The following is a 13,133-nucleotide window of genomic DNA, read 5'->3' as shown; positions in this document are numbered from 1 at the left end:
ATGGTCCGCCTCATGAATGCAAAGGTTCGTCTGTATGTAGATCACCCGCTGGGCGCGGGACAACCGGTCGCTCTCGAGCGGGAGCAGGCCCATTATCTCTTTTCCGTGATGCGGCTGCCACAGGGCGCTGCCGTGGCGCTGTTCAACGGACGCGACGGCGCATGGCGTGCCGAGGTCACCGAGACGGGAAAACGTGGCGGTACGCTGGTTTGCACCGAGCAGATTCAGCCGCAGGGCACGCCTCCCGATCTTTGGCTGCTGTTTGCGCCGATCAAAAAGGCGCGCACAGATTTCATTGTCGAAAAGGCGGTGGAACTGGGCGTGCGCCGCATCGTGCCGGTGCAGACCGCCTTCACCAACTCCGAAAGGATTCGCCAGGATCGGCTGCAAGCGCACGCGGTCGAGGCCGCCGAACAATGCGGCGCCACCTTCGTGCCCGAGGTCAGCGAGCTGCAAAAGCTGGCACCGCTGCTGGCCGACTGGGATGACCGCCGGTTGCTGTTCTGCGACGAGGCCGCCGTGGGTGCCGGCACTGACTATGCGGCGGCGCTGTCCCGTGCATCCGGGCCTTGGGCGGTGCTGATCGGCCCCGAGGGCGGCTTTTCCGATGCCGAACGCGCAAAGCTTCATGACATGGAACAGGCCACATCTATCGCGCTCGGCCCGCGCATCCTGCGCGCCGATACGGCGGCAGTGGCGGCGCTGACGCTCTGGCAGGCACACTGCGGAGACTGGCGATGATCCGTCCCGCCCTGCCCTCGGACGCGCCCGCGATCGAGCGGTTCCTCGCGCAGCATGCCGAAACCTCGATGTTCCTGCGCAGCAACCTCGCGGCGCATGGGCTGGAGGGCGGCGAGCACCCGCACGCCACACGCTGCTATCTCTGGCCCGCCTCTGGCCCGATCCGCGCGGTGTTCGGACGCACCAAGAGCGGCTTCTTGCTGTGTCAGGCCCCGGATGCGCCCGACACTGTCTTTGCCGCCTATGCCGAGGCGCTTGGCGCGCGCGCCATCGCCGCCATCACCGGACCGCCAGAGGCCTCCGCCCGGCTGATCGCCGCGCTGGGGCTGCCCGATGCGGCCTTCCGCCTGCACCACGTCGAGCCCCTGTACACGCTTGAGCTTGCGGGGCTGCCCGACTGCGATGCGCGCTGCCGGACGCCGGAGGCGGCGGATGTGCCGCTGCTGCGCGACTGGTTTTTCGACTACGCCGCCGAGATCGGCATTGGCGGCACCGATCCCGCAGCACACGTGACGGCCGCGCAACGCGCCGCGGGCTGCGTCGGCGATGATGCGACGCGGCTGCTGATCGAAGACGGTGCGCCGGTGGCCATGTGTGCCTTCAACGCGCAGGTCGACGGCATCGGACAGATCGGCGGGGTGTTTGTGCCTCCGGCGCTGCGCAATGGCGGACGCGGGCGCCGCGCGGTCCACGCGATGCTGCTTGAGGCGCGTCGCAAGGGGCTACGCCGCGCCGTTCTGTTTGCCAACAACCCCGCTGCAGCGCGCGCCTACGAGGGCATCGGATTTGCCCATATCGGCGGCTATCGCGTCGCTGTGCTGAAATCCCCCGCATCTGCACGGTCAGCCGCATGAGTTTCCTACGCCCCGAAGCGAAAGCCACGCTGATGCGCTGGCGCGAGGTACTGGCCGGGCTGGGCGTTTTTGCGCTTGGCCTCTATTGGGCGCTGTTTCCGGGCGGCCTGCTGATGTGGATCGGCTGGGCGGTCATGGCGATCGCGCTGGCGCTGATCTTTGCCGGGGTACAGCGCGCGCGCTTCCGCACCGGCACCGACGGGCCCGGCGTGGTGCGGGTCATTGAGGGGCGGATCAGCTATTTCGGCCCGCTGACCGGCGGTTTTGCCGATCTCGACAGCCTGACCGCGCTGACCCTCGATCCGCGCGCGAAACCGCCGCACTGGCTGCTGCGCAGCGAAGATGGCACTACGCTGGCGATCCCGCTCACCGCAGAGGGGGCCGATCAACTTTTCGATGTCTTCGCGCGGCTGCCCGGCCTGCAAACCGAGCGCATGCTGCAGAAAATGCAGGCGGACGGGTCTGCGCCAGTGACCATCTGGCAGCGCGCCAGCGCACAAAAACCCGCCCTCCGTCTGCATTGACAAGGGCTGCGGTTGCGCCCATCCCTGACCCTCGAGACCCAAGGCCAAGCAAGATCGGAGCCCAGACATGTCCATTCCCCAGTCCGGCGGCGGGCCGATCGAGCATCACGCACAGCTTGGCGAGTACCTTGAGGCCGGTTGCAAGCCCAAAGACGACTGGCGCATCGGCACCGAGCACGAGAAATTCGGCTATCTGACCGACACCCATGCACCGCTGCCCTACGAGGGGGAGCGCTCGATCCGCGCCGTGCTGGAAGGTCTGCGCGACCGCCACGGCTGGGCCGAGGTCAACGAGGGCGGCAACCTCATCGGGCTGACCAAGGATGGCGCGAACGTCTCGCTGGAGCCGGGCGGCGCGCTGGAGCTTTCCGGCGCCCCGCTCGAGACCATCCACCAGACCTGCGACGAGGTGAACGAGCACCTGCGCGAGGTGAAGGGCATTGCCGACGAGATCGGCGTGGGCTTCATCGGCCTCGGTGCCGCGCCCGAATGGACGCATGAAGAAATGCCCCTCATGCCCAAGGGCCGCTACAAGCTGATGGATGCCTACATGGGCAAGGTCGGCACCACTGGCAAAACCATGATGCGGCGTACCTGCACGGTGCAGGTGAACCTCGACTTCGGCTCCGAGGCCGACATGATCAAGAAGATGCGCGTGGCGCTGGCGCTACAGCCCGTCGCCACCGCGCTCTTTGCCAACTCGCCCTTCCTCGAAGGCAAGCCGAACGGCATGAAGAGCTACCGCTCCTACGTCTGGCGCAACCTCGACGCGGCACGCACCGGCATGCTGCCCTTCGTCTTCGACGAGAGCTTCGGCTTCGAAAGCTACGTGGAATACGCGCTGGATGTGCCCATGTACTTCGTCTACCGGGATGGCAAGTACATCGACGCGCTCGGCCAGTCCTTCCGCGATTTCATGGCGGGCCGGCTGCCCGCCCTGCCCGGCGAAAAACCGACGCTGTCCGACTGGGCGGATCATCTGACCACGCTCTTCCCCGAGGCGCGGATGAAGAAGTTCATCGAGATGCGCGGCGCCGACGGCGGTCCGTGGCGCCGGCTGTGCGCCCTGCCCGCCTTCTGGGTCGGGCTGACCTACGATCAGGGCGCGCTCGACGCCGCGTGGGACCTGGTCAAAGGCTGGGACAACGAAACTCGCGAAGCAATGCGCGTCGCCGCCGGCAATGATGCGCTGCAGGCCGAGGTGAACGGCATCCGCATGCATGATCTGGCGCGCGAGGTGCTGAAAATCGCCGAGGCTGGCCTCGTGTCCCGCGCCCGCCCGGGCGCCGGCGGGCTGCTGCCGGACGAGACGCATTTCCTCAACGCGCTGAAGGAAAGCGTCGAGAGCGGCAGTGTGCAAGCCGACGAAATGCTCGATCTCTACAACGGCGAATGGGGCGGTGATCTGTCGAAGATCTACGGCGCCTACAGCTACTGATGTGAATGGCAGGCCGGTTCCTTCCGGCCCGTGCCACATGCGGAGGACACGACTGAGCCGCCAGTCGGGCGGGCCGCGCGTCTTATAAAGCTGTCTGGGGAATGCCGCTGGTAGTTCCTCGGCGCCACGCACTGGGTGGGGGCTGAAACGGCGCGACGCCGAGGGAAGCCATATGCAGCTACAAGTACGGTATCGGCTTGAAATCTGGCGAGACTAAGGTGCGGTTACGGCGATCTTGCAGCAGGCCGGATGAATGCTCCGCGATCGGCGAAACTTTGCCCACATCCATCCGCGGCAGAAGGCGCGCACCACCTGACGCACCGACACCCAACCGAAGCGGTTGGTATTTCGAGCATATTTTTGGGGAAGGGTACCTCGGCGCCGCGCACTGAGCGGGGGCTGAAGAGCGCGGCGCCGAGGGAAGCTATCTGAAGCTACGCCCTCAATCTCGACCTGCAATTTGTCCAAAATAGGCCTGTCTCGCGGCATTCGCGGGGCAAATCTTGCTAGCGCCCCCCTCTCGCGGGTCCAGCCACCCGCGCACCGCACTGCGCCGGCGCAGGGGCGACGACGGGCAAGACCGAAAGACGAAACATGACGCCGCCTTTGGGCTGGGCGATGTCGACGGCGCGGCTGCGCACCATGCCAAGAGCGGCTTGGTCCTTGTCGCGCTTACGGCTGGGGCAAGAAACTGGCGCAACAAAGACGCTGTCGGGGCGCCAGAGCGCGCGTTGCCGCCCCACGACCCTAGGTCGACGGGTGGCGCGGCATGCTGATGTCGAGGATGTTCTCTGCACCGCATCGGCGGTAGTGAACCGCTGCCGCCAGCCTGCGGATCAGGTACCAGCCAAACCCGCCCTCCGGCACATCGCCGTCATGCCCAAGCGGGCGTAGCCGCCCCTCCGGCAAAACCAGCCCCGGCATTGCGGCGCCATTGTCCCGCAACTGCAGCGTCACCCGGCTTCGGCTCAGGATGACGCACAGGCGCACCGGCCCGGACGAGATATTCGGATAGGCGTGCTCGACCACATTGTTCAGCGCCTCGGCGAGCACCAGCTCGATCCCGTGACGCACGTCTGCGGAGAGACCATGCCGGGCAAGCAGCGCCGCCACCTCGGCCAGCGCCGCACGCACCTCTGCCGGGGTTGCGCGCAGATGAAACGTCTTGCGTCGCACCTCGGGGGGCTTGTGCGCACGTTCTGTCAGGCCGGTCATGCCACCACCCCCAAAGCCGCGTCAGCCGCCCGCGTCCTTGACCGCAGGTCTGGCATCGCCCTCCTCCTCCGGCTTGGCCTCTGCCTCGGCGACGGTCGGATAGAGCGCAAAGATCGTGTCCATGCGGGTCAGGCGAAACACCTTGTCGACCATCGGCCGAAGCCCGGCGAGATCGAGCCGGCATCCCGGCTGCAGTGTCTTCATGGTGGCAACGATGGCGCCGAGGCCGCTGGAATCGATGAATTCGACACTGCTGAGATCGAGGATCACGCGACTTGCGTCAGGCGGAAGGTGGGCGCGCATGGCATCCTTGAACTGGATCGCGACGGCGGCGTCGATTCGAGCCTCGTCGACCCGGATGACCTGCGGATCGGTTCCGCGGGTGCTGAGCTTCATTGGCATCCTCCGTTTGGCAGTCCCGGCGCGCTTCGCTGATTGTTCCGCGGCCCTGCGTCACGAGCCGGCTTTCTTGCCCGCCCGATGAAGCCACGGCGCCTCAACGCGGCACGCGCACCCCGGCGACGCAGCCCCCGGCGACGCAGCCGCCCCGCGCGCTGCCGGGCCGCGATTGCCGCAGCGTCTGCAAGTGCCCATATCTTCAGCACGCTAGACGGCAATCATTACTATTCGGTATTCAGAGGCCGTGTCTTTGGGAGGAGAGAGCATGAAGGACGTAGTCATCACCGGTGCCGCACGCACGGCCATGGGCGGATTTCAGGGCGCGCTTTCGGCGCTCTCGGCCGCCGAACTGGGCGGTGCGGCGCTGCGGGCGGCCCTGTCCGAGGCGGGGCGACCACAGGTGGACGAACTGCTGATGGGCTGCGTCTTGCCCGCCGGACAGGGACAGGCCCCCGCCCGGCAGGCAGGCTTCAAGGCCGGTCTCGGCGACGAGGTGCCCGCCACCACGCTCAACAAGATGTGCGGCTCGGGGATGAAGGCCGCGATGATGGGCTGGGATCGGCTGGCGCTTGGCCATGCGCAGACCATTGCGGTCGGCGGCATGGAGAGCATGAGCAACGCCCCCTACCTGCTGCCACAGATGCGCGGTGGCGCACGGCTGGGGCATGGCGCGACGGTTGATCACATGTTCCTCGACGGGCTTGAAGACGCCTACGACAAGGGCCGGCTGATGGGCACCTTTGCCGAGGATTGCGCCGAGACGTTCCAGTTCACCCGAGAGGCACAGGACCAATATGCGCTGGCGTCGCTGTCCAATGCCCTCGACGCCGAGCGCAGCGGCGCTTTCGAAAGCGAGATCACCCCCGTCACCGTGCATGCGCGCACCGGCGAAGAGGTGATCACCCGCGACGAGCAACCCGCCCGCGCACGCCCCGAGAAAATTCCTCACCTGAAACCGGCATTCCGCAAGGACGGCACAGTGACCGCCGCCAACTCCAGTTCGATCTCTGACGGCGCAGCGGCCTTGGTCCTGACGACGCTTGATGTGGCCGCGCAGACCGGCGTCACCCCGCGGGCAAGAATCCTCGGCCACGCCAGCCATGCGCAGGCCCCCGGCCTTTTCCCTACCGCACCGATTCCCGCTGCGCGCAAAGTGCTGGACCGTGTGGGCTGGAAAATCTCGGACGTCGATTTGTGGGAGGTCAACGAGGCCTTTGCCGTGGTGCCCATGGCCTTCATGCACGAGATGGGCCTGCCGCGCGACGTGGTGAACGTCAACGGCGGCGCCTGCGCGCTTGGTCACCCGATCGGCGCCTCCGGAGCGCGGATCATGGTGACGCTGCTCAACGCGCTGGAAACCCGCGGCCTGAAGCGGGGCGTTGCCGCCATCTGCATCGGTGGCGGCGAAGGCACGGCAATCGCCATCGAGCGGCTCTGAGCCGCTTGCCGCCCCAGCCCACGCCCGCGGCGGCCTTGCGGCGGCGCCCGGCATTTGCCATGAGCCGCGCATGAGCTCTGACTACAATCCGCCGCAGGGAGAGATCCCCGTCCTTCACGTCGATCACGAGATTCTCGTGGTCGACAAGCCCGCAGGGCTGCTCTCCGTGCCCGGCAAGGGACCGGAACTGGCAGACTGCCTGATCGAACGGCTGAAGGTTGCCTTTCCGCAGGTGCTGCTGGTGCACCGGCTCGACCGCGACACCTCGGGCGTCATGGTCTTTGCCCTCACCCCGCACGCACAGCGCCATATCGGCCTGCAGTTCGAGCATCGGCGCACCAAGAAGACCTACCTTGCACGCGTTGCGGGACGGCTTGAGCCAAAGCACGGGCATATCGATCTGCCGCTGATCGTCGACTGGCCGAACCGCCCCAAGCAGATGGTCTGCCACGAGACCGGCAAACCGGCGCAAACCGACTGGCGGGTGATCAAGGCCAGCGATACGGAAACCCGCGTGCATCTGCTGCCGCGCACCGGGCGCAGCCACCAGCTGCGGGTGCATATGCTGGCGCAGGGGCACCCGATTCTCGGCGATCCGTTCTACGCGCCCGAAACCGCCGACCAATACCCGCGTATGATGTTGCACGCGGAAGAGCTTCGGCTGCGCCATCCCGACGGCGGCATGGGCCACAGCTTCCGCGCGCCCGCGCCGTTCTAACGCGCGCCCTTCACCTGCGCGCCATATTTCCGACGGGCTTGCACCGGCGGAATGGAGTCACTCGGCGGCGACTCGCTGCTCGCGATGACCGATGGCGGCCAGTTCCGCGATGACCCCGCGCAGCAGCCGCCGGAAGGCGTGGAAATCGCCGCTCGGGCGCACCTGCGCCTCATCCATGTAGAGTGCCCGGTCAATCTCGATCTGGATCGCGTGCTGGCGGCGCGACGGTCGCCCGTAGTGCATGGTGGTGAACGCCCCGGCGAACGGCGCATTGCGCGCCACCTGAAGCCCGGCACGCCGGAACGCCTGCTCGACCAGTTCGACGACCTCCGGCGCGGCAGAGGCGCCGAATCTGTCACCCAGAACGATCTCAGGCCGCCGCGCGCCACGGCGCAGCACACTCTCTACCGCCTCGTGCGGCATCGAATGGCAATCGATCAGGATCGCCTCGCCATAGGCGCTCTTGGCCGAATCGAGCAGCGCCTGCAGGCGCGTGTGGTAAGGTTTCCAATAAAGACCGATGCGCCGCTCAGCCTCGGCCAGCGGCAGCTTGCCGCAATAGATCGCACGACCGTTGGCCACCACCCGTGGGACCACGCCAAGGCCGGAGGCGACTCGCGGGTTGTGTCCGGCCCTGCGCACGCCTTCGATCAGCGCCGGGTCCAGTTCGTCAGAAGCGCGGTTGAGGTCGATGAACGCCCGTGGCGCCCCCGCCCGCAGCAGCGGCGCCCCAAATTGTGGAGCACAATCAAAGAGACGGTCGACGAACGCATCTTCGGACGAGCGAATCTGCCGTTCGTCCAGCACGGTGCCGCGCAGAAAGCTCCACGGATAATCGCGCCCGGAGTGCGGAGACGCGAAAACCACCGCGGAACTGGGCGTTTCGGGCAGATCGAGATGATAAGCGACTTTGGGCATCTGGGCTCCTTGCAGGAATAAGATAGCCTGAATCTTATTTCTCCCAAAAGCCCTTGATCCCCCCTCCGACTCCTTTTATAGAGCGCTCCACCGGCGCAGTTCACTGCGGCACTCGAAAGAGGGACGCGGCCAGAACGACAAGAAAAGCGCAGGCCATACGGGCGGTTAGCTCAGCGGTAGAGCACTACGTTGACATCGTAGGGGCCACTGGTTCGATCCCAGTACCGCCCACCATGGAATTCATCGCCTCGAACCACGGTTCGGGGAAAACGCAACGCCAGGCGCTCGCGCGCCGCGAAAGAGGAGAGACTTGATATGAAAGTCGCTAACTCGCTCCGCTCGCTCAAACAGCGCCATCGCGACTGCCGCGTTGTGCGTCGCAAGGGCCGTGTTTATGTGATCAACAAAACCCAGCGTCGTTTCAAAGCTCGTCAGGGCTGATCGAAACCGCAGGATTTGATCCGGCTGAGGGCCGCCCGTCAGGGTGGCCTTTTTGCTTTGGGACAATGCTTTCGGACCATCGTCCCTCCCCGCACAATGCAGAAGGCCCTGCGCTTATCGCACAGGGCCTTTTGAGTTAAGCCGCGAAGCGAGCGGATCAGAGTTGCGGCACTTCAAGCGCGGCACCGGCTTTGCGCGCCTCCTGCATGAAGGCTCGAATCAATTCCGGCGATTTTTCGCCCGGAGCCGTTTCAACGCCGCTCGAAAGATCGACCTGTCGGGCGCCGGTCATGCGCACCGCCTGCGCGACGTTCTCTGCGGTCAGCCCACCTGCCAGAATCCACGGCACCGGCCAGCGGCGACCGGCGATAAGCCGCCAGTCGAAGGCCAGCCCGTTGCCACCCGGCAGCGGACCGTCCTTCGGCGCCTTGGCGTCCACCAGCAACATGTCGGCGACCCGGCCATAGGCTTCGAGCGCAGGAAGGTCGTCTTCCGACGCGACACCCACCGCCTTCATCACCGGCAGGCCAAAGCGCTCGCGAATCTCTGCCACGCGCGCGACGCTTTCCTTGCCGTGCAGTTGCAGAATATCGAGCGGCACATTGTCGGTGATCTCTGTCAGCAGCGCGTCGTCGGCATCGACCACCAGCGCCACCTTCGCCAGCCCCACGGGGGCCGACAGCGCCAATTCCCGCGCCTGCGCAACTGTCACCGCGCGCGGACTCTTGGGAAAGAACACAAAGCCTGCGTATCGCCCGCCAGCCTCGGCCACCGCCGCCACGTCGGCGGGCGTGCGCAGCCCGCAGATTTTGACCTGAATATCCATGCACCCCATGCCCTCTGCAGCGTCGCCTACTGTAGATATTGTCTCACCGCCAGAACGCAAGCAACGAGGGGAGCCGAAGCCCCCCCTCACCCACCTTATCCGGCAGGATCACTCAATACGCGGATGCGGCCCTCTGGCGCCCCTGTGGCGGCCTGGTCGTGGCTCAGGCGCTCTGGTCGAGGATCGCCAGAACTTCGTCCTTGTCCTTGTCGCGCTCGTCCTGCGTCTTCTTCAGCTGGCGTTCGAGGCGCTTCACCTCGGTCTTGCGCTGCGCCGCCACCGCCCGGTGCTTGTGCTCGCGCAGCCACTCCCAGACGAAGCCGATCAGCAGGCCCGCGACGATGCCGCCGAAGATCACGATGAACACCGGCACGGTCACCGTGTACTGGAAGTTCAGCAGTTCAGCCATTTCCACCGGCAGCAGGTTCAGCGTCGCCGGGCCACGGTTGGCCAGAGCCACACAGATCAGCACAATGGCCAGCACGGCCCAAAAGGCATAGCGAATGTATTTCATCGAGGTCACTTCCCGTTCAGTCGGTCCCGCAAGAGCTTGCCGGTCTTGAAGAACGGCACGCATTTCTCCTCGACGTCAACGGCTTCGCCCGTGCGGGGGTTCCGGCCCTGTCTAGCGTCCCGCTGCTTGACGGAAAAGGCACCAAAGCCGCGCAACTCGACGCGATTGCCATGCGCCATCGCCGCGGTGATTTCCTCGAAGATCGTGTTCACGATCCGCTCGACGTCCCGTTGGTAGAGATGCGGGTTCTCCTCCGCGATCTTCTGGATCAATTCCGATCTGATCATCCTCGCCCATCCCTATATCGCATTTTCCGCGCTCCCTCTGTTGTACGACCTTTGCCGGGCGCACGCCAAACGGAAAGCGCGATAATCGCAGAAAAATCCATGAAAAGCAGCGTATTGCGCGGCTTCATGCCGGTCCTGGGGCGGTGAAGCTCACGCCAAGCGCAATTGCTGCGCCGCGGCTATCCCAAAGAATAGGCGGCGATTCGGCCTATCGTCCGGGCCGAATCCAAGCTCTTGCAGGTTAGTAGAGCGCGTCGATTTCCGCCGCGACCATCTGTTCGAGCCGCCACAGCTCCGCGTCATGCAGCCCGTGGGTGGCCAGCGATGTCACCGTACGATGCAGGTATTCGACGTTCGAGCCCGCATGACCACAGGCGCGGGCAATGATCCCCGCGGTCTCTTCGAGCGACAGGTCGGTACGCAACTGGTTGCCGCGCGGCGGCGCATAGAAGGTCAGCGCGCGCACCGGCCCCTCGGCGGTGTCCACCGGGATCCAGCTGTAGCTGTCGGACAGCTCGGCATAGGGCATTTCGCGGCGCACCAGCGCCTCGGTGGCCGCCAGCACCTCGGTCTCTGCCACCTCGTGCAGCAGCGCGGTGCAATCGCCACCGGGCATCAGCGCCATCATCAGCCCCGGCGCGTCGGGCGTGCCGCGCCACGAGGTCAGTTCAATGCAGAAGGCGCGGTGCCAGCCGACCGCGCGGCCACGCCGCTCAGCCGCCGGCGTGAACTCCGGCTTCCACAGTAAAGATCCGTAGGCGAACACCTGCAGCGGCCCGTCCGGACGCTGCGCGAGAATCTCTTTCGCCTTTCTGGCGATGCCGGCCTCGTCGAGCCGGCTCCAGCCCCAGAGTTCGGCGTCGTCGGTTTCGGGGACCTCGCGAAAGACCCGGTTCACGTGGTCTTCGGTCAGGTGCAGCGCGGCGGAGGGAGGCATATCGTTTGACATGCGCGCATGTCTTCACGGCTGCGGCGCAAGCGCAAGGCGCGAACGGGGGCTGCACATCTCTCTGTGCAGCCATGCGCGAAGGCTGAGGGCCACGCAAAAGAAATGGGCCCCGGTTTCCCGGGGCCCTTCTAATCGTGCAAGCGCAGGACTTACTCGTCGCGCTTCAGAGCTGCGCCGAGGATGTCGCCCAGCGATGCGCCGGAGTCGGAGGAACCGTACTGTTCCACGGCCTCTTTCTCTTCGGCGATTTCGCGTGCCTTGATCGACAGGCCCAGACGACGGGTCTTGCTGTCGATGTTGGTGACGCGGACGTCGAGCTTGTCGCCGACCGAGAAGCGCTCGGGGCGCTGCTCTGCGCGGTCACGCGACAGGTCGGAGCGGCGGATGAAGGACTTCATGCCTTCGTATTCCACCTCGATGCCGCCATCTTCGATCGCGGTCACTTCGACGGTCACGATCGAGCCGCGCTTCACGCCGCCAACCGCGTCAGCGAACTTGTCGCCGCCGAGAGCTTTGATCGAGAGCGAGATACGCTCTTTGTCGGTGTCCACTTCGGTGACAACGGCCTTGACCACGTCGCCCTTGCGGTACTCCTGGATGGCTTCCTCGCCGCGCTGATCCCACGACAGGTCCGACAGGTGAACCATGCCGTCGATCTCGCCGGGCAGGCCGATGAACAGACCGAATTCGGTGATGTTCTTGACCTCGCCCTCGACCTCGGTCCCTTCCGGGTGGGTCTCGGAGAACACTTCCCACGGGTTGCGCATGGTCTGCTTGAGGCCGAGCGACACGCGACGCTTCGCGGGATCGATCTCGAGAACCATGACGTCGACTTCTTGGCTGGTCGACACGATCTTGCCCGGGTGGACGTTCTTCTTGGTCCAGGACATTTCCGACACGTGAACCAGACCTTCGACGCCCGGCTCCAGCTCCACAAAGGCGCCGTAGTCGGTGATGTTGGTCACGCGGCCGGTGTGCACCGAGGCCAGCGGGTACTTGACCGCCACCAGATCCCACGGGTCTTCCTGCAGCTGCTTCATGCCGAGGCTGATACGGTGGGTCTCTTTGTTGATCTTGATGACCTGGACCTTGACGGTCTCGCCGATCGACAGGATCTCGGACGGGTGGTTCACACGGCGCCATGCCATGTCGGTGACGTGCAGCAGGCCGTCGACGCCGCCCAGGTCAACGAACGCACCGTATTCGGTGATGTTCTTGACCACGCCGTCGACCGTCTGGCCTTCGGTGAGGTTGGCGATGACTTCCGCACGCTGTTCGGCGCGCGATTCCTCGAGGATCGCACGGCGCGAGACAACGATGTTGCCACGGCGACGGTCCATCTTGAGGATCTGGAACGGCTGCTTGAGACCCATGAGCGGGCCTGCGTCGCGCACGGGGCGCACGTCGACTTGGCTGCCGGGCAGGAAGGCCACAGCGCCGCCGAGGTCGACGGTGAAGCCACCCTTGACGCGGCCGAAGATCGCGCCTTCGACGCGGGCGTCGTCGGCATAGGCCTTCTCAAGACGGTCCCATGCCTCTTCGCGGCGGGCCATCTCGCGGCTGATCACGGCTTCGCCGCGGGCGTTTTCTGCTGCGCGCAGGTAAACCTCGACTTCGTCGCCCACGGTGATTTCGGGGGCTTCGCCGGGGTTTGCGAATTCTTTCAGCTCAACGCGGCCTTCCATCTTGTAGCCGACGTCGATGATGGCTTGGCCCGCTTCAATTGCGATGACCTTGCCTTTAACAACGGATCCCTCTTCGGGGGTGTCCATTTCGAAGCTTTCGTTAAGGAGGGCTTCGAATTCCTCCATGGTTGCGTTTGCCATGTGGCGTATATGTCCTTTACATCGGTTTTGCTGGCCGGGTGGTTG

At 65.5% G+C, this 13,133-nt stretch carries 15 protein-coding genes and 1 tRNA gene; 8 read left to right on the top strand and 8 right to left on the bottom strand.

What is annotated here, in order from left to right; translation table 11 throughout:
• Window positions 1-12: 12 nt before the first annotated feature.
• The 4 genes from ACXAJT_RS08985 (at window position 13) to ACXAJT_RS08970 (ending at window position 3,557) form a co-directional block, all read left to right on the top strand.
• On the top strand, window positions 13-741 hold the full coding sequence (locus tag ACXAJT_RS08985) for a 16S rRNA (uracil(1498)-N(3))-methyltransferase (protein ID WP_475234880.1): 729 nt from the start codon (window positions 13-15) through the stop codon (window positions 739-741).
• A complete protein-coding gene (locus tag ACXAJT_RS08980) occupies window positions 738-1,595 on the top strand; it encodes a GNAT family N-acetyltransferase (RefSeq protein WP_475234618.1) in 858 nt (285 codons plus the stop codon). The genes ACXAJT_RS08985 and ACXAJT_RS08980 overlap by 4 nt, the downstream gene beginning before the upstream one ends.
• Window positions 1,592-2,119 carry a hypothetical protein gene (locus ACXAJT_RS08975; protein ID WP_475234617.1) on the top strand — a complete coding sequence of 176 codons (528 nt, stop codon included), beginning with the start codon at window positions 1,592-1,594 and terminating at the stop codon, window positions 2,117-2,119. Before ACXAJT_RS08980 ends, ACXAJT_RS08975 begins: the two co-directional genes overlap by 4 nt.
• Before the next feature lie 67 nt (window positions 2,120-2,186).
• Window positions 2,187-3,557, top strand: coding sequence for a glutamate--cysteine ligase (locus ACXAJT_RS08970; protein ID WP_475234616.1), 1,371 nt, complete (start codon window positions 2,187-2,189; stop codon window positions 3,555-3,557).
• Between the two features lie 747 nt (window positions 3,558-4,304).
• Here ACXAJT_RS08970 and ACXAJT_RS08965 read toward each other — a convergent pair.
• Window positions 4,305-4,772 carry an ATP-binding protein gene (locus ACXAJT_RS08965; RefSeq protein ID WP_475234615.1) on the bottom strand — a complete coding sequence of 156 codons (468 nt, stop codon included), beginning with the start codon at window positions 4,770-4,772 and terminating at the stop codon, window positions 4,305-4,307.
• A 21-nt stretch (window positions 4,773-4,793) separates the two neighbouring features.
• Window positions 4,794-5,168, bottom strand: a complete 375-nt coding sequence (locus tag ACXAJT_RS08960; protein ID WP_475234614.1) for an STAS domain-containing protein — start codon at window positions 5,166-5,168, stop codon at window positions 4,794-4,796.
• Between the two features lie 268 nt (window positions 5,169-5,436).
• Between ACXAJT_RS08960 and ACXAJT_RS08955 the strand changes: the two genes are divergently transcribed.
• Both ACXAJT_RS08955 and ACXAJT_RS08950 read left to right on the top strand, forming a co-directional pair.
• Window positions 5,437-6,609 carry a thiolase family protein gene (locus ACXAJT_RS08955; protein ID WP_475234613.1) on the top strand — a complete coding sequence of 391 codons (1,173 nt, stop codon included), beginning with the start codon at window positions 5,437-5,439 and terminating at the stop codon, window positions 6,607-6,609.
• A gap of 70 nt (window positions 6,610-6,679) precedes the next feature.
• Window positions 6,680-7,327 (top strand): pseudouridine synthase, encoded by a 648-nt coding sequence (locus tag ACXAJT_RS08950; protein WP_475234611.1) that lies wholly within the window; start codon window positions 6,680-6,682, stop codon window positions 7,325-7,327.
• Window positions 7,328-7,384: 57 nt separating this feature from the next.
• On the opposite strand, the gene ACXAJT_RS08945 is transcribed toward ACXAJT_RS08950, so the two are convergent.
• Window positions 7,385-8,245: an N-formylglutamate amidohydrolase gene (locus tag ACXAJT_RS08945; RefSeq protein ID WP_475234610.1), complete on the bottom strand. Its 861-nt coding sequence runs from the start codon at window positions 8,243-8,245 to the stop codon at window positions 7,385-7,387.
• Between the two features lie 159 nt (window positions 8,246-8,404).
• Here ACXAJT_RS08945 and ACXAJT_RS08940 point away from each other — a divergent pair.
• Together ACXAJT_RS08940 and ykgO are read left to right on the top strand one after the other, a co-directional pair.
• Window positions 8,405-8,479: transfer RNA gene (locus ACXAJT_RS08940), tRNA-Val, on the top strand.
• Window positions 8,480-8,560: 81 nt separating this feature from the next.
• The gene (ykgO, locus tag ACXAJT_RS08935) at window positions 8,561-8,686 is read left to right on the top strand and encodes a type B 50S ribosomal protein L36 (RefSeq protein ID WP_008884645.1); all 126 of its coding nucleotides are present in this window, start codon (window positions 8,561-8,563) and stop codon (window positions 8,684-8,686) included.
• Between the two features lie 157 nt (window positions 8,687-8,843).
• Here ykgO and ACXAJT_RS08930 read toward each other — a convergent pair whose 3' ends face one another.
• From ACXAJT_RS08930 to rpsA, 5 genes are all read right to left on the bottom strand, one after another.
• Entirely contained in the window at window positions 8,844-9,512 is a 669-nt protein-coding gene (locus tag ACXAJT_RS08930) for a phosphoribosylanthranilate isomerase (protein ID WP_475234609.1), read from the bottom strand.
• A gap of 163 nt (window positions 9,513-9,675) precedes the next feature.
• Window positions 9,676-10,026 (bottom strand): lipopolysaccharide assembly protein LapA domain-containing protein, encoded by a 351-nt coding sequence (locus ACXAJT_RS08925; protein WP_475234608.1) that lies wholly within the window; start codon window positions 10,024-10,026, stop codon window positions 9,676-9,678.
• Between the two features lie 5 nt (window positions 10,027-10,031).
• Window positions 10,032-10,313: an integration host factor subunit beta gene (ihfB, locus tag ACXAJT_RS08920; protein ID WP_066107709.1), complete on the bottom strand. Its 282-nt coding sequence runs from the start codon at window positions 10,311-10,313 to the stop codon at window positions 10,032-10,034.
• A 241-nt stretch (window positions 10,314-10,554) separates the two neighbouring features.
• Window positions 10,555-11,262 (bottom strand): gamma-glutamylcyclotransferase, encoded by a 708-nt coding sequence (locus ACXAJT_RS08915; RefSeq protein ID WP_475234607.1) that lies wholly within the window; start codon window positions 11,260-11,262, stop codon window positions 10,555-10,557.
• Window positions 11,263-11,411: 149 nt separating this feature from the next.
• Window positions 11,412-13,088: a 30S ribosomal protein S1 gene (rpsA, locus tag ACXAJT_RS08910; RefSeq protein WP_475234606.1), complete on the bottom strand. Its 1,677-nt coding sequence runs from the start codon at window positions 13,086-13,088 to the stop codon at window positions 11,412-11,414.
• Window positions 13,089-13,133 lie beyond the last annotated feature (45 nt).

This window comes from Salipiger sp. ABF4_146 (assembly GCF_056161345.1).
This window is presented reverse-complemented; position numbering and strand designations above follow the sequence as displayed.